The sequence below is a fragment of the Vibrio sp. 1-2 (7-a) genome (genome assembly GCF_013048515.1).
Classification (GTDB): Bacteria; Pseudomonadota; Gammaproteobacteria; order Enterobacterales; family Vibrionaceae; genus Vibrio; species Vibrio diabolicus.
Map to the genome: position 1 here is coordinate 35,445 of NZ_VHSQ01000001.1, position 15,868 is coordinate 51,312.

The 15,868-nt window shown below is 46.2% G+C and carries 13 protein-coding genes; 6 read left to right on the top strand and 7 right to left on the bottom strand.

Annotated elements, in window-relative coordinates; translation table 11 throughout:
• The first annotated feature begins 190 nt into the window (after nt 1–190).
• From FKN08_RS00165 to FKN08_RS00180, 4 genes are all read left to right on the top strand, one after another.
• Nucleotides 191–1,861 (top strand): SulP family inorganic anion transporter, encoded by a 1,671-nt coding sequence (locus FKN08_RS00165; protein WP_012841422.1) that lies wholly within the window; start codon nt 191–193, stop codon nt 1,859–1,861.
• A 252-nt stretch (nt 1,862–2,113) separates the two neighbouring features.
• Complete coding sequence (locus tag FKN08_RS00170; RefSeq protein ID WP_005396713.1) at nt 2,114–3,031, top strand: ABC transporter ATP-binding protein; 918 nt, start codon at nt 2,114–2,116, stop codon at nt 3,029–3,031.
• Nucleotides 3,032–3,802, top strand: coding sequence for an ABC transporter permease (locus tag FKN08_RS00175; RefSeq protein WP_005396714.1), 771 nt, complete (start codon nt 3,032–3,034; stop codon nt 3,800–3,802). It begins immediately after the preceding gene.
• A gap of 127 nt (nt 3,803–3,929) precedes the next feature.
• Nucleotides 3,930–4,859, top strand: coding sequence for a Kdo(2)-lipid IV(A) acyltransferase (locus tag FKN08_RS00180; RefSeq protein ID WP_012841423.1), 930 nt, complete (start codon nt 3,930–3,932; stop codon nt 4,857–4,859).
• A gap of 55 nt (nt 4,860–4,914) precedes the next feature.
• Here the strand turns inward: FKN08_RS00180 and panC are convergent, their stop codons facing one another.
• From panC to sfsA, 7 genes are all read right to left on the bottom strand, one after another.
• Complete coding sequence (gene panC, locus FKN08_RS00185; RefSeq protein ID WP_170890966.1) at nt 4,915–5,820, bottom strand: pantoate--beta-alanine ligase; 906 nt, start codon at nt 5,818–5,820, stop codon at nt 4,915–4,917.
• 11 nt (nt 5,821–5,831) lie between these two features.
• Complete coding sequence (gene panB / locus FKN08_RS00190) at nt 5,832–6,626, bottom strand: 3-methyl-2-oxobutanoate hydroxymethyltransferase (protein WP_005396718.1); 795 nt, start codon at nt 6,624–6,626, stop codon at nt 5,832–5,834.
• Nucleotides 6,627–6,650: 24 nt separating this feature from the next.
• A complete protein-coding gene (gene folK, locus FKN08_RS00195; RefSeq protein WP_170890969.1) occupies nt 6,651–7,136 on the bottom strand; it encodes a 2-amino-4-hydroxy-6-hydroxymethyldihydropteridine diphosphokinase in 486 nt (161 codons plus the stop codon).
• Nucleotides 7,133–8,500 carry a polynucleotide adenylyltransferase PcnB gene (gene pcnB / locus FKN08_RS00200; RefSeq protein WP_170890971.1) on the bottom strand — a complete coding sequence of 456 codons (1,368 nt, stop codon included), beginning with the start codon at nt 8,498–8,500 and terminating at the stop codon, nt 7,133–7,135. Before pcnB ends, folK begins: the two co-directional genes overlap by 4 nt.
• Nucleotides 8,501–8,601: 101 nt before the next feature.
• On the bottom strand, nt 8,602–9,465 hold the full coding sequence (gluQRS, locus tag FKN08_RS00205; protein WP_170890974.1) for a tRNA glutamyl-Q(34) synthetase GluQRS: 864 nt from the start codon (nt 9,463–9,465) through the stop codon (nt 8,602–8,604).
• A 96-nt stretch (nt 9,466–9,561) separates the two neighbouring features.
• On the bottom strand, nt 9,562–10,008 hold the full coding sequence (gene dksA, locus FKN08_RS00210; RefSeq protein ID WP_005386584.1) for an RNA polymerase-binding protein DksA: 447 nt from the start codon (nt 10,006–10,008) through the stop codon (nt 9,562–9,564).
• A 136-nt stretch (nt 10,009–10,144) separates the two neighbouring features.
• Nucleotides 10,145–10,861, bottom strand: a complete 717-nt coding sequence (gene sfsA, locus FKN08_RS00215) for a DNA/RNA nuclease SfsA (RefSeq protein ID WP_005396723.1) — start codon at nt 10,859–10,861, stop codon at nt 10,145–10,147.
• A 66-nt stretch (nt 10,862–10,927) separates the two neighbouring features.
• Here sfsA and hrpB point away from each other — a divergent pair, with 66 nt between their 5' ends.
• Together hrpB and mrcB are read left to right on the top strand one after the other, a co-directional pair.
• Nucleotides 10,928–13,396, top strand: coding sequence for an ATP-dependent helicase HrpB (hrpB, locus tag FKN08_RS00220; RefSeq protein ID WP_170890976.1), 2,469 nt, complete (start codon nt 10,928–10,930; stop codon nt 13,394–13,396).
• Complete coding sequence (mrcB, locus tag FKN08_RS00225) at nt 13,389–15,761, top strand: penicillin-binding protein 1B (protein WP_170890978.1); 2,373 nt, start codon at nt 13,389–13,391, stop codon at nt 15,759–15,761. Before hrpB ends, mrcB begins: the two co-directional genes overlap by 8 nt.
• Nucleotides 15,762–15,868 lie beyond the last annotated feature (107 nt).

Genomic DNA, 15,868 nt, shown 5'->3' on the forward strand with positions numbered 1-15,868 from the left:
CAATTTCGATCCCGTTAAATATTCGTCAGACAGGACTCATCTGACTAGTTTTCATCAATAAAAACGTAAAATTAGGCCTAATTATTTGTGGTGTGAATTTAGCCTTAATCTATTTATGGTTTAAATTTTCGCCTGGCTCGTTAAAGTAATGACATTTTACTTTTTAAAATTGAATGCAGGGAAATCAGCAGTGTTCGGTAGTCGTTTTGAAGATATTAATTTCAAAGGGGATGTATTTGGCGGGGTAACCACGGCGATTATCTCTCTTCCTTTGGCGTTAGCGTTCGGTGTTGCATCCGGTGCAGGGGCAGAAGCAGGCCTCTGGGGCGCAATAATGGTCGGTTTGTTTGCTTCGTTGTTTGGTGGTTCTAATACGTTAATATCAGAACCAACAGGGCCAATGACGGTAATCATGACCGCTGTGTTAACCAGTATGATGGCGAAGTATCCAGAAACGGGCATGGCCATGACCTTCACGGTTGTTATGATGGCTGGTGCGTTCCAAATCTTATTAGGGACGTTAAAACTGGGTAAATACGTTACCTTGATGCCTTATAGCGTGATTTCGGGCTTTATGTCAGGGATTGGCGTGATTCTTATCATTTTGCAGCTATCACCTTTGATGGGGCATGCCGCGCCTTCTGGAGGAGTGCTCGGAACATTATCTGCTTTGCCGGATACCATTTCTAACCTTAAGTTCAGTGAACTGTTTTTAGGTCTACTGACTTTGGGTATTCTCTTTTTCTTCCCTAAGCAATATCGAAAATATGTACCAGCGCAACTCGTGGCGTTGGTCGCGGTGACTTTATTGTCTGTGATGCTCTTCGATACTGAAGACATTCGTCGTATCGGTGAAATCCCGGCTGGATTGCCTTCTCTCGTTGCGCCTCATATTGATCCAGATATGTTTGTTGAGATGGTTATTGATGCGTTGGTGCTCGGCACCTTAGGCTGTATCGATACTTTGTTGACGGCGGTTATCGGTGACTCCTTGACTCGTAAAGAGCACGACTCAGACAAAGAACTGCGAGGCCAAGGCCTTGCCAACATGATCTCAGGCTTGTTCGGTGCACTACCTGGCGCGGGCGCAACGATGGGCACGGTGACTAACATTCAAGTTGGGGCTCGTTCGCCATTGTCCGGTGTGATTCGTGCACTTATGCTTGCATTGGTCGTATTGGTTGCGGGTGGATTAACGGAGCCGATCCCAATGGCTGTGTTGGCTGGCATTGCAGTATATGTCGGCTTTAACATTTTGGATTGGAGTTTTATTCAACGAGCACACAAGGTTAGCTTTTCCGGAATGGCGGTCATGTATGGCGTTATGTTGCTCACAGTGTTCGTTGATCTTATCGTTGCCGTGGGCTTGGGCGTCTTTATTTCCAACATTATTATCATTGAGCGTCTGAGCCGAGAGCAGGCGAGACAAGTAAAAGCAATCAGCGACGCGGATGAAGATGATGTGCCGCTGACTGACAGCGAGCGTGGTTTGTTGGATCGTGCTAATGGTAAAGTGCTGTTCTTTTATCTTTCCGGTCCGATGATCTTTAGTGTTTCTAAAGCCATTTCACGTCAGCACTCTAGTATTTCGGACTATGACGTGATGATTCTCGATCTTACGGATGTACCAATGATTGATGTGACCGTCGGTTTGGCGTTAGAGAATGCGATTAAGGATGCTCTCGATGCCAATTGTGCCGTGTATTTATTATGCCCGAATGAGCGAACACGAGAACAGCTAGAAAAGTTCCACGTCATTGATCTTGTCCCAAATGACAATATGTACCAATTCCGTTATGAAGCATTAAATGCGGCGGTAGCACATGTCGAGGCGGACCAGTATCAGCGTATAACGGCGTAATCACTCTGATCGTTAAAAACGCAACAGCGCTCTGTTGCGTTTTTTATTCCCTAACTTTTCCTTACTTGCAGATAACCTTTACGTTGATAGGGACTATATTTCCAACATTATCGAAAGGTTTAATTGTAATCATCGTTATTCAACGATAAACTGATGGACCTCCAGTACAATACCCAAGGCGATTTCGTAGTAAACCGCTGATAAACATCGAGTCGGTATTAGTAATCACAAACAAACGGCAATCAAGACCTTATGTACGCATTAGAAATTGAACAGCTGCGCAAGACGTATGCAGGTGGCTTTGAGGCGTTAAAAGGTATTAGTCTCCAAGTGAAAAAGGGTGACTTCTACGCGCTTCTGGGTCCCAATGGTGCAGGAAAATCGACCACGATCGGCATCATCTCTTCCTTAGTGAACAAAACTTCTGGGACGACGAAAGTTTTCGGTTATGACATTGATACCGACCTTGAGTTGGCCAAACAGAATTTAGGCTTGGTGCCACAAGAGTTCAACTTCAATCAGTTTGAAACTGTTGAACAAATCGTGATGCAGCAAGCGGGCTATTACGGTGTGTCTAAAGTATTAGCCAAAGAACGAGCGGAAAAGTACCTGAAAAAACTCGATTTATGGGAAAAACGTAAAGAGCGTGCCCGTAATTTATCTGGCGGAATGAAGCGCCGTTTGATGATCGCCCGAGCTTTGATGCACGAGCCGCAGTTGCTCATTTTGGATGAACCAACGGCTGGGGTGGACATTGAACTACGGCGCTCAATGTGGGAATTTTTGAAAGAGATCAACCAAGAGCAAGGGATTACGATTATTTTGACGACGCACTACCTAGAAGAAGCGGAGATGCTGTGTCGAAATATCGGCATTATTAACCGAGGTGAGTTGATCGAAAACACCACCATGAAGGCGTTGCTAGGTAAGTTAAGCGTCGAGACATTTATCCTAGACATTGAATCTGAAGGCGAGGTGCCTGAGCTTGAAGGCGTCAATCGACAAAGTATTGTTGATGGCTCTTTAGAGATAGAGCTAGATAAAAGCCAAGGATTGAATTCAGTGTTCAGTCAGTTAACAGAGCATGGTATTAAAGTTCTTTCAATGCGTAACAAAGCCAACCGACTGGAAGAGTTGTTTGTCAGCATTGTAAGAGAAGGGAGTAAGTAAATGTACGGTTTATATTGGACGGCATTTCGTAGCTTGCTGAGCAAAGAGATCACCCGTTTTACGCGCATTTGGGTGCAAACTTTAGTTCCGCCTGCAATCACAATGACACTGTATTTCATCATTTTCGGTAATCTAATTGGCTCTCGAATCGGTGAGATGAGCGGCTTTAGCTACATGGAGTACATAGTTCCAGGTTTGATCATGATGTCGGTGATCACCAATTCATACTCGAATGTGGCGTCTTCGTTCTTTAGTGCAAAACTACAGAAGAACATTGAAGAGCTGCTGGTGGCACCGGTGCCAAATTACGTGATTATTGCTGGATACGTAATGGGCGGTGTGACTCGAGGTTTGTTAGTAGGCGCTATTGTTACCTGTGTGTCTCTATTGTTTGTGGATCTGCAAGTTGAACACTGGGGCATTATTGTTGCGACCGTCTTCATGACATCCGTTGTATTTGCTCTAGGCGGGTTGATCAATGCGGTCTATGCAAAAACGTTTGATGATATTTCGATCATTCCTACATTTGTGTTGACCCCGTTAACCTACTTGGGTGGTGTTTTTTATTCCATCAGCTTACTGCCTGAATTTTGGCAAGGTGTCTCTAAGATTAACCCAATCGTCTACATGGTGAATGCGTTCCGTTATGGTTTTTTAGGCGTATCGGATGTGGGTATTGTCACCTCATTCAGTGTGCTTGCGGTGTTTGTGATAGCGCTGTATGCCGTTGCTCATTACTTAGTAACGAAAGGTATTGGGCTAAGAAGCTAAGACTCTCCCACACAACAAAGAGCAGCGAATCATGCTGCTCTTTGGCATGCATAACAATACATACCCATACAATCATTCAGTTTTTATCATGATAGGTTTCAATCATTTGTAATAAATGAGTGACCCTATGAATATTGTCCCGCCGCCGCCTTTCTCCTATCAGTTACTTAAGCCCAAATATTGGTCTGTATGGCTGGCATTTGGATCTTTAGCGATTCTTGTTAATGTACTGCCATACATAGTATTGCGAATCTTAGGTAGAAGCATCGGTTGTGTTGCGATGCATGTAATGAAGCGCCGACACAAGATCGCTCTGCGTAATCTCCAGCTGTGTTTCCCTGATTTTACGGACTGGCAATGTAAGGACGTAGTACGAAAAAACTTTCAATATACGGGAATGGCGATCATCGAAACGGGGATCGCCTGGTTTTGGCCAGATTGGCGGATACGTCGGATAACCTCTATTGTTGGAAAAGATCGTTTACTCGCTGAGGAAAAGAATGGCCGTGGTGTGTTGGTGGTGTGCAGTCACCATTTAAACTTGGAGATAACCGCTCGTATTTTTAGCCAGTTTGCCAAAGGTTATGGCGTTTATCGCCCAAATTCGAACCCTGCTTATGAGTTTATTCAACATCGAGGTCGAACTCGTTTTGGGCATCAAATGATTGATCGAAAAGACGTGAAATCAATGCTCAAAGTTCTGAAAAATGGTCATCGACTGTGGTATTTGCCCGACCATGATTATGGCGTCAGCCATTCTGTTTTTGCGCCGTTCTTTGCTGTTGAACAAGCCGCGAGTACCGTGGGCTCTAGTGTGCTTATAGACGCAACAAAGTGTGCGGTCATATCTGGCGTCACAGTGAGCAAGAATCACCATTACACGTTATATATTGGAAAAGATATCAGTGAGCGTTTCGAGAGGCGTAATGCGATTAAAGCGGCAAGTATCTTGAACCAAGAGCTTGAGAAAATGATAAAACGTGATATTCCAGCGTGGATGTGGCTGCACAAGCGGTTTAAAACACGCCCTGAAGGGTTAGATTGCGTCTATACGTAGAAAATAAAAAAGGTCGACTAAGAGTCGACCTTTTTACGTCTCGATGGCTCAGAGCTTACTCTGCGCTCTCTGAGTTTGTATTACTAGACTCTGCTTCTTCCTTCGCTTCGACAACCATATCTACCGTTTGGTTATCGATAAGACGAGCTTTGCCTAAGAACGCAGACATCAGAATGACGGCTTGTGTCGTTTCTGGTGTGATCACTTGTAATGTACGAGCATCACGAATGAAGATCTCATCAGGGTGCAAACCTGCAGCTCGCAGTTGGTCGCTCGCATCTTCGATGATCGATGCGTAGTCATCACGGCCGCCACGAATGGCACTGCTGATCCAACGCATTGTACGAGCAAGTACTGGCGCACGCTGGCGCTCATCCAGCGTGAGTAAGCCATTGCGAGAGCTCATAGCTAACCCGTCCATTTCACGTACGGTTGGTACACCAATGATTTCAATGTCCATCGCAAGATCGACAACCATCTTGCGGATAACCGCAAGTTGTTGAAAATCTTTCTCACCAAAACAGGCCACATCTGGCTGAACGATGTTAAATAGCTTGTTTACGATGGTTGTGACGCCACGGAAATGACCAGGGCGTGAAGCCCCTTCTAAAATAGTCGATAGACCCGGAACATCAACAAACGTTTGTTTATCAAGCCCTTCAGGATAGATAACTTCTGGTGTCGGCGTAAATACCACATCGACCCCTTCAGAGGTTAACTTGCTTAAGTCTTCCTCTAGCGTACGCGGGTAATTATTTAAATCGTCTGCACGATCAAACTGCATCGGATTAACAAAGATGCTTACGACAACGATATCAGCGTATTCGCGTGCTTTACGCACTAAAGTTAAGTGACCTTCGTGAAGGTTGCCCATGGTTGGGACAAACGCAATTTTACGACCTTCACGTTTAAAGGTTTTAAGGTGTTCACGAACTGCTGAGATTTCCGCAAAAGTATGCATGCATTTATCCTCTAGGCAATGGTATGAGCGTCGTCTGGGAATACACCGTTGGCTACATCTTCAATGTATTTAGCAACGGCTTTGCGCATATCACCTGTTTCAGCAAGAAAGTTTTTGGAGAATTTCGGCATGTAGTTGGCAGAGATACCGAACATATCATGCATCACGAGAATTTGACCATCTGTCACGTTACCAGCTCCAATACCGATAACAGGCACGTCGAGCACTTGCGTAATACGCTCAGCAAGCTCAGCAGGCACGCACTCTAGTAAGACGATTTGAGCGCCTGCTTCTTGCAGTGCTAACGCATCTTTCACCATGCGGTCCGCTTTTTCTTGATCGCGACCTTGGACTTTGTAACCACCAAAAATATTCACGGCTTGAGGAGTTAAACCAAGGTGAGCACAAACTGGAACCGAGCGTTCAGTGAGCATTTTTACAGTGTCTACTAGCCAGTCACCACCTTCAATTTTCACCATATTGGCACCCGCACGCATCAGTGTAGCCGCATTTTCGCAAGCTTGCTCTGGCGTGGTGTAGCTCATGAATGGCATGTCAGCCATCAACAAACAATTTGGGCTACCAGCGCGTACGCAACGAGTATGGTAAGCGATATCATCGACCGTTACTGGCAGAGTATCGTTGTGACCTTGCAAAACCATACCTAGAGAATCACCAACAAGAAGTACTGGCATTTCTTGGCTTTCAAACAGTTGGGCAAAGCTCGCATCATAAGCGGTTGAAGTAGCAAATTTACGACCTTCTTGCTTCCACTTGATTAGGTCGTTGATGGTCATTTTTTTCATGGTTTTATCCTTACTAGGAGTTGGCTATGACTGCCAGATACTGAGGCCGTTTCTATCTACTTGTTCCAGTAGTTTAGAGACCTCGGTCCCATCGGGGAGTTGTAAACTTGGTGCAATTTCCGCAAGAGGGTAGAGTACGAATTCACGCTCTTTCATTCCATAATGAGGAACGATCAGCCTCTCGGAATTAATCACCTCATTGCCATAAAGAACAATGTCGAGGTCCAAGGTTCTTGGTCCCCAACGTTCGTCTTTACGGACACGCCCTTGTTCTTGCTCAATGGCTTGTGTGCAATCGAGCAATTCAAGAGGCGTCAAACTGGTGTTAATCGACACAACCACATTGATGTAATCCGGTTGGTTTTGTGGTCCCATTGGCGTGCTGCTGTATAGCGAAGAAGCTTGAAGAAATTCTGATTTAGGCAGCGTTTTTAACGCTTCAATCGCTTGCTTCGCTTGGCTGACAGGATCAGCCAAGTTACTGCCTACCGCAATGTACGCTGTGATCATGACTTAGGCTTACTCTTTTTCTTGCGATAGGTTTTACGGCGGCGCTGACCACTCTTCGGTGATTGACCGTCTAGGTCGGCAGCCATTGCTTGACGCATTTCTCGGCCTGCATTTTGGAAAGTTTCCCACCACTTGGCAAGCTTCTGAGTGTCACCACCTTCAATTTCACCGCGCATTTCAAGAAAATCAAAGCCAGCTCTAAATTTATTGAACTCCATAAGACGGAATGCACGTTTACCGTTGCGTCGTGGAAGACGAAGCTGCAGCTGCCAAATCTCGCGAATGGTTGCGGTGTGGCGTCTTGGAATGGCAATTGTACGAACTTGTTCATCAAGAATGATGTTACTCGCTTCCATAATAGCGTCGTAATGGCCTAGGTTGCGCTCTTCCATCAGCTCATCGGCTTTCGCACACAGTGGGTACCACAGCATTGCAGCAAACATAAATGCTGGATTGATGCGTTTCCCATCTTCGATGCGCATGTCGGTAGAATCTAGGACAAGATCCAACATTTGCTCAGTGTGAGAGGAGTAATCTTCTGTAAAGTGCGCTGCAATCGTCGGGAAGAGCTGTTGGAATAAGTTGTACTCACGCAGTAGGTGGTAGGTTTCTAAGCCATGACCGGATTGCAATAACTTGAGTGACTCTTCAAAAAGACGCGCTGACGGAATGTCACCGAGCAACGGTGCCATGTGTTCGATTGGTGCCGCGGTGTCTTCTTCAATATCAAAGTCCAGCTTTACCGCGAAGCGAACCGCACGCAACATACGTACTGGATCTTCACGGTAGCGTGTTTCTGGATCGCCAATCAGTCGAATTAGGCGATCTTCTAAATCTTCAATACCACGTGCGTAGTCGTGAATCGAGTAGTCTGCGATGTTGTAGTACATCGAGTTAATCGTGAAATCACGGCGCTCAGCATCTTCATCGATGGTGCCGTAGACATTGTCACGCAGCAGCATTCCTTCTTTCGATTGCTGAGAGATGCTCTTATTCTTTTGCTCTTGGTGGTGACCGCGGAATGTCGCTACTTCAATGATATCTCGGCCAAACATAATATGAGCCAAGCGGAAGCGGCGACCAATCAAACGGCAGTTACGAAATAGCTGTTTGATCTGTTCCGGCGTTGCGTTGGTCGCAATGTCAAAATCTTTTGGTTTCTGTCCAAGCAGTAAGTCTCGAACCCCGCCACCCACAAGAAAAGCATCGAAACCAGCACCATTTAGGCGGTACAGTACCTTCAGTGCATTATCACTGATCTGCTTACGCGAAATGTTGTGCTCTTCACGAGTTATTACATTGAGAGCGAGCTCTGGAATAGTGGCAGGTTCGCTTGGTGTATAGTCGTTTGTATTCATGTGCATCTGGCAATAACTGGGTTTAGTCCAATCTTGCTTTGGTTAGTTTTTGCGCCTCTAGGGCCTAATTTGCGGCTAATGATAGCCTACACAATGCCATTTGAGAATCACGGTGTGATCTCGATCTCTGTTGGAAGCTGTTCCAAGCGCCAGTTTTCGCAGCCCCAACGAAGAATCTCTTCTATGTTGGCCGCTTTTATGGCTTCCGGTATCTCGAAGCCCAAAAATGTCATGGCACGTAATAGAGTAGGCTTTGGTGTCTCTATATCAATAGCCGTCGCGTGATTTTGTTTCGACAGTTTATTGCCGTTGTTGTCCATCGCCAATGGTAAATGCAAGTAGCTTACTTCAGGCTGCCCAAGTATCTGGTACAGACTGATTTGACGCCCTGTTGGCTCGATTAAGTCTGCACCACGCACGACTTCGGTGACGCCTTGGTCGATGTCGTCCAATACTACCGCAAGATTATAAGCAAATAATCCATCTCGACGTTTAATAATGAAATCTTCATTAACGAGTTGCTCTGGAATCTTAATTGTTCCACGCTTCTGATCGAAGAAATGAGCGACAGGCTTGGTCATTTTTAGGCGAATCGCGCCGTCTTTCAAGTTTTTATCGCGGCAAGTGCCAGGATAAAACCCGCCATGCTCTTTAATTTGCTTTCGAGTACATTGGCAATAATAGGCCTCACCATTTTCGAGCCATGTGTTTATTTGGGCTTGGTAAAGGTTATGACGTTCACTCTGGTATACCACCTCTCCATCCCAATGCAGCTGGTAGGCTTTGAGCGCATCTAGGATAAGTTGCGCCGCACCTGGCATTTCTCTTGGTGGGTCCAAGTCCTCAATACGTACTAACCAGGTTCCGTTGTGTGCTTTCGCTTGAAAATAGCTGCCAAGAGCGGCAATCAGTGAACCAAAATGTAAAGGACCAGAAGGAGATGGGGCGAATCGACCTACATAGCGTGTCATGCGTGTATCTCGAATTTAGTAAACAAATGGGATGCAAAGGTAGTCAAAACAAAAAGGGAGCCTGAGCTCCCTTCAATAATCATAATGCTTGGTTGATTAACCTTGCATTTGCTTCTCTTTGATTTCTGCAAGTGTTTTACAGTCAATACATAGGTCAGCGGTTGGACGTGCTTCAAGACGGCGAACGCCAATCTCTACGCCACAAGACTCACAGAAGCCAAAATCGTCTTCTTTGATTTTATCCAAAGTCTTTTCAATCTTCTTGATCAAACGGCGTTCGCGGTCGCGGTTACGCAGTTCTAGGCTGAACTCTTCCTCTTGAGAGGCGCGGTCAACTGGATCTGGGAAGTTTGCTGCTTCGTCCTGCATGTGGTGAACGGTACGATCCACTTCAGCTCTCAGCTGGTCGCGCCAAGCTGTTAAGATTTTCGTAAAGTGTTCAACCTGCTCTGGTGACATGTACTCTTCACCAGGTTTTTCCTGATATGGCTCCACGCCGGCAATGGCTAGGATGCCTATCGTTTTCTTCTTTGATTCTGGCATACAGCATCTCCTACTTACACCTAGTCAACTGCTACGCAGTCAATTTAAGGCGGGTATCTATAGCAAAAAGAGGCGGTGCAAGCAAATACTGAATCGCAAAGTTATCGTCAATGTGAAGACGACATCATTTTTTCTCTTAATTGATAAAATCAATAGCGGAAATCAGCTTCATTCCAGTATCGCTCAGTTCAGCTTTGTAGCAGAGAACTTCCACTCCAGCGTCTTGTGCTTGTTTGAGTAATAGTGAATATTTCGCGTCTATATGGTGCGCCGCGGATACTTTTTCAATACCTGAATGTAAAACAGTGAATAAAAGTATGGCTCTACTTCCATTTTGTGCCATTTCTGTGAGCTCTCTCAGGTGCTTTTGTCCCCGAGTCGTGACCGCATCTGGGAAGTATCCTTGTCCAGTAGAGTCGGTCTCATCAAGAAGAGTGACGCTTTTCACTTCTATATAGCACTTTGGCTTGTTGTCTGCGCTGAGCAAGATATCAATTCGGCTATTTTCATTACCGTATTTCACCTCAGTTTGAAGTGTGTCATAACCACAAAGCTCTGAAATGACATTATTTTCAATAGCCTCAACGGCTAATTGGTTGGCGCGCGCGGTATTGATACAAATGCGGTGGCCTTGTTCGGTTTCACTCAACTCCCAACTATTGGGATATTTTCGTTTCGGGTTGTCGGAAGTGGAAAACCAAACTTTGTTTCCGGGGGTCGCACAACCTGTCATAGCGCCAGTGTTTGCGCAGTGGATAGTACGAATTTCACCGGTATCGAGTTCGATATCGGCAAGAAAGCGTTTATAGCGTTTGAGTAGAGTGGCGGACTCTAAAGCGGGTGTGAAATGCATTTGCTTATTTAGACAAAAATTTTTTTATGTACAATGTTGCCACCATTACACCACAAGGTATTTCCTTTGTCACAATTGCCGATTGAAGCCGTGATGCCTGAGTTGCTGACGGCGGTCAAAAATCAACATCAAGTGATCTTAAAAGCGGCGCCTGGTGCCGGTAAGTCGACTTACTTCCCTTTGCAGTTACTCTTAAATCATTCGGTTGCTGGAAAAATCATCATGCTTGAGCCAAGACGACTCGCGGCGCGTAACATTGCCCGTTATCTTGCTGAGCAATTGGGAGAGCAAGTAGGGCAACGCGTGGGTTATCGAGTTCGTGGCGAGGCAAAGGTAAGTTCTGCAACGCAGCTGGAGATCGTAACCGAAGGGATCATGACTCGGATGATCCAAACTGACCCTGAACTGGATGGTGTTGAACTGCTGATCTTTGATGAGTTTCATGAACGCAGCATTCATGCCGATACCGCTTTGGCATTCAGTTTAGAAGTTCAAGAGGCATTGCGAGACGATCTCAAGCTGGTGGTAATGTCGGCAACGCTTGATCAACAAGACTTACAGTCGTTGTTGCCGGAAGCCTGTTACATTGAATCAGAAGGACGCAGTTTCGACGTAGAAATGCGTTACCAACCGTTAGGTGTGAATGATCATTTACCTACGAGTATGGCAAAAACAATAGAAAGTCTTATGAACAAAGAGTCCGGCTCTTTGTTGGCTTTCCTACCGGGCGTTGGGGCAATTAAACAAGTCGAAGAACGTTTATCTCATTTGGCGGATGATATTGAAGTGTGTCCGCTTTATGGGCAACTGAGCTTTACTGAGCAACAAAAAGCCATCACGCCGGCAGAACACGGCAAGCGTAAAGTCGTACTCGCGACCAACATCGCAGAAACTTCACTGACGATTGAAGGCATTCGCCTTGTGGTTGATTCTGGGTTAGAGCGTATTGCCCGGTTTGATTTGAAAAACGGTTTAACACGCTTAGAGCAAACACGCATTGCACAGTCTTCAGCGATTCAGCGTGCAGGACGAGCGGGACGAATAGAAGAGGGCATTTGCGTTCGTCTTTATTCTGAAAGTCAGTTCAAGCAGCAACCGCTGGTTCCCCAACCCGAAATTTTGCATTCCGATTTGGCGAGTTTAGTAATGGAGCTCGCATTTTGGGGAGCGAGTGATATCCACGATCTAAAGTGGCTTGATGTTCCCGCTAATGCGTCATTGGAAAAAGCGAAGCAGCTATTGGTGTCATTGGGACTACTGACGGAAAAAGGGCAATTAACGTCCGAAGGAAAACAGGCGCATGAACTAGGCGTTGAGCCTCGTGCGGCTGCGATGCTAATTAAAGCACAATCTTACAGTGATAAGATGTTAAATGCTGCTTTGGCGGCGGTCGCACTGATTGAAGAGCCAGAGAGAAACGTTACCAATATCGCTCATAGCTTGCATCGTTGGCTTGTTGGTACTCATCCAAAAAAGTCTCTGTTGTTCAAGCGTGCTCAATCTCTAGCGTACAAATTGGATATGGTATTTGACCTGAAAGGCGTGGATGAAGAAGCATTACCGCTGGTGTTAAGTTTGGCATTTCCAGATCGCATTGCGCAGCAGCGCACAAATCAATTTGGGCGATTTACTTTGGCTAATGGTCATGGTGCAGAATGTCGTCAGGAAGACATGCTAGGTGGCTGTGAGTATTTGGTTGCCGTTGACTTAATGCGTTCTCATTCTAACTCCAGTCAAATTCATTCGGCATGTGAATTAGATGTCAATATATTGCGAGCGACCTTTGAAGCGCTATTTTCGTCTGAAGAAGTTGTAGACTGGGATGAAAAAAGAGGGCGTCTAATGGCTGAGCGACAAACAAAACTCGGTCAGCTGGTGGTTGAACGCGAGCCTTTGCCAAGCCCTGGCAAAGAAAAAATGACACAAGCTTTACTCACGTATGTCCGCCGCCAGGGCTTACAGAGTCTAAACTGGACACCGGCAGCGGAGAGCTTGTTGGCTCGGGTTCGTTGTGCGGTGGAATGGTTACCCGAGCAATCATGGCCAATGTTTGATGAAGCCAGTTTGTTGGATTCATTAGAAGAGTGGTTAGAGCCGTACATGACGTCCGTCAGTTCGGTTAACGATTTAAGCAAGATAAACTTGGTCGAAGCGCTGAACGCTCGATTAGGTTGGCCACTCAATCAACAACTGGATGAATGGTTACCAGAGCATTACCAACTGCCGACAGGTTCTAAGAAGCGTATCCGTTACCAGTATGGCCATGAGCCGAAACTATCGGTGCGTATGCAAGAGGTATTTGGTGAGAGTGGCTCTCCTACGGTAGCGCTTGGTCGCAAGCGTTTAGTGCTTGAACTGCTTTCGCCGGCACAACGTCCGCTGCAAGTGACGTCTGACTTGGCGGCTTTCTGGAACGGAAGCTATAAAGACGTCCAAAAAGAGATGAAAGGGCGCTACCCAAAACACGTTTGGCCAGATGATCCTGCCAATCATGTAGCAACTACGAAAACAAAAAGACAATTGAATAATGACTAACAGCAAGAAGCCTAGCGCGAAAAAAGCGCCAGCGAAGAAAAGTACAACCAATAAAGGAACGACAAAACCGACTCGACGCACACCGAGTAAAAAGCCGGCTAACGAGAAACGTTCGTGGCTGAAAGTTTTGTGGTCATTTAGCTGGAAAGCCGGTGTTGCGCTTGCCGCTGTTTTGCTGTTTGTGGGTATTTATTTAGATAGTGTCGTGAAAGAACGCTTTGAAGGCCAGCTGTTTGAACTGCCAACGGTGGTTTATGCTCGCATCTTGAACTTAAATCCGGGTGAAAATATCACCATTCAAGAACTTCGCAACGAGCTGGATGTACTGAATTACCGTAAGGTAAGTCAGCCTCGCTATCCTGGTGAGTACTCTTCTTCTTCCACTCGGATTGAATTGATTCGCCGTCCATTTGAATTTGCCGATGGTCCTGAACCGGATCGTCACGTGATGCTCCATTTTTCAGATTCTGGTTTACAGCGCATTCAGTCTTTAGAGTCCCGAGGTGATCTTGGTTACTTACGCTTAGAACCGAAGATGTTGGGGATGCTGGAGAAAGATCAAGATGAGCAGCGTCTGTTCTTGCGTCGTGATCAGTTCCCAGAAATTTTAGTTGATGCACTGCTTGCGACCGAAGACCGGGATTTTTATCAACACGATGGGGTGTCTCCACTCGCGATTGCACGAGCAATGGTTGCAAACATTAAAGCGGGTCGTACTGTTCAAGGTGGTAGTACGCTAACTCAGCAGTTGGCGAAAAACCTGTTTTTGACCCGTGATAAAACGCTGTGGCGCAAAGTTAGAGAAGCGTATATCGCGTTAATTTTGGATTACCGTTACAGCAAAGATCGTATTTTGGAAGCCTACCTTAACGAAGTGTATCTAGGGCAAAGCGGTGGTGAAGCGATCCACGGGTTTGGCTTGGCATCGCGTTATTACTTTGGACAACCGATTCAAGAGCTGCGAATCGATCAACTGGCGATGTTAGTTGGGATGGTAAAAGGACCGTCTTACTACAATCCAATTCGTTACCCTGAGCGCACGAAAGAGCGCCGCGATCTTGTATTACGTTTGTTGATGCAGCAAAACATGCTGACATCTGAGCAGTATGAGCAAGCCGTCAGTCGTTCGCTTGATACGCAGAGCAAACCACGTATTGCGAGCCGTCAGCCCGCTTATTTCCAACAATTGAGCATTGAATTGAAAGAAAAAGTGGGGGAGCGATTTAAAGCGGAAACCGGGCTGCGCGTGTTTACGTCTCTGGATCCGGTATCGCAAAGCAAAATGGAGCAAGCCATCGCGAAAAAGATCCCGGAGCTAGCTAAACGAGGCGGTAAAGAATTGGAAGCTGCCGCTGTTGCGGTTGATCGTCATAGTGGTGAAATCCGTGCCATGGTTGGCGGTAAACGTGTTGGTTATGAAGGTTTTAACCGCGCGCTCAATGCCAGTCGTCCAATTGGTTCTTTAGTGAAACCAGCGATTTACTTGACGGCTCTAGAACAACCGGATAAATACAACCTAGGCACGACGCTGCACGACACGCCGCTAAGCCTGAAAAGCAGTAAAGGTAATGTATGGACACCGCGTAACTACGACCGAAAATACCGTGGTGATGTGCCACTCTACATTGCTTTAGCGAAGTCACTCAACGTGCCAACTGTGCGCTTAGGCATGGCGCTTGGTATCCCAGAAGTATCCGATACTTTAGAGCGTTTGGGCGTCAACAAAGACGAAATCCGCCCAGTGCCTTCCATGTTTTTGGGCTCGTTTTCTTTGACGCCATTCGAAGTCGCACAGATGTATCAGACTCTGACGAATTCAGGTAAGCGTGCAAAACTGACCGCTCTGCGCTCAGTCATGGATATGGAAGGTAATGTGTTGTATCAATCCTTGCCTCGTTCATCAAGAGCCGTGGATGAACAAGCAGCATGGCTAACGACCTACGCGATGAAACAGGGGGTTGCTCAAGGTACAGGCCGCTTCTTACAAAGCCAGTTTGGTTGGGCTGCACTGGCAGGAAAAACGGGTACCAGTAACGATAACCGCGATAGCTGGTTTGTCGGTGTTGATGGCCGTGAAGTGACGACAATTTGGCTAGGCCGCGACGATAACAAACCGGTTCATCTAACGGGGTCGAGCGGTGCATTACGAGTGTACGCAGAGTATTTGAAGCAACGCATTCCTGAGCGTTTAGAGCTTCCGTGGCCAAGAGAGATCACCACGTTAGGGTTTAAGCCGACATCAGATGGTGGTTTAGAAATGAACTGTCGTAGTGATTATAAACTGCCAGTTTGGGATAAAACGGGTCAAATAAAGCAGCAGTGTGAGAAGAAATCAAACTGGCTTAACAGCTTATTTGATTGGTAGCATCGCCAAATCAACAACATTAGCTTGTCTCTCTGGTCAATTCTTAGTACATATTAGGGCGTGTTAGTGCGGTGCTGCTAGCACGCCCTACTTGATAAGAAATTCAA

What these genes read in the sequence shown, in the direction of transcription:
- FKN08_RS00180 (WP_012841423.1), top strand. Translation starts at nt 3,930, where the DNA reads ATGAATATTGTCCCGCCGCCGCCTTTCTCCTATCAGTTACTTAAGCCC.
- FKN08_RS00175 (WP_005396714.1), top strand. Translation starts at nt 3,032, where the DNA reads ATGTACGGTTTATATTGGACGGCATTTCGTAGCTTGCTGAGCAAAGAG.
- FKN08_RS00170 (WP_005396713.1), top strand. Translation starts at nt 2,114, where the DNA reads ATGTACGCATTAGAAATTGAACAGCTGCGCAAGACGTATGCAGGTGGC.
- dksA (WP_005386584.1), bottom strand. Translation starts at nt 10,008, where the DNA reads ATGCCAGAATCAAAGAAGAAAACGATAGGCATCCTAGCCATTGCCGGC.
- pcnB (WP_170890971.1), bottom strand. Translation starts at nt 8,500, where the DNA reads ATGCACATGAATACAAACGACTATACACCAAGCGAACCTGCCACTATT.
- panC (WP_170890966.1), bottom strand. Translation starts at nt 5,820, where the DNA reads ATGCATACTTTTGCGGAAATCTCAGCAGTTCGTGAACACCTTAAAACC.
- gluQRS (WP_170890974.1), bottom strand. Translation starts at nt 9,465, where the DNA reads ATGACACGCTATGTAGGTCGATTCGCCCCATCTCCTTCTGGTCCTTTA.
- sfsA (WP_005396723.1), bottom strand. Translation starts at nt 10,861, where the DNA reads ATGCATTTCACACCCGCTTTAGAGTCCGCCACTCTACTCAAACGCTAT.
- folK (WP_170890969.1), bottom strand. Translation starts at nt 7,136, where the DNA reads ATGATCACAGCGTACATTGCGGTAGGCAGTAACTTGGCTGATCCTGTC.
- panB (WP_005396718.1), bottom strand. Translation starts at nt 6,626, where the DNA reads ATGAAAAAAATGACCATCAACGACCTAATCAAGTGGAAGCAAGAAGGT.
- mrcB (WP_170890978.1), top strand. Translation starts at nt 13,389, where the DNA reads ATGACTAACAGCAAGAAGCCTAGCGCGAAAAAAGCGCCAGCGAAGAAA.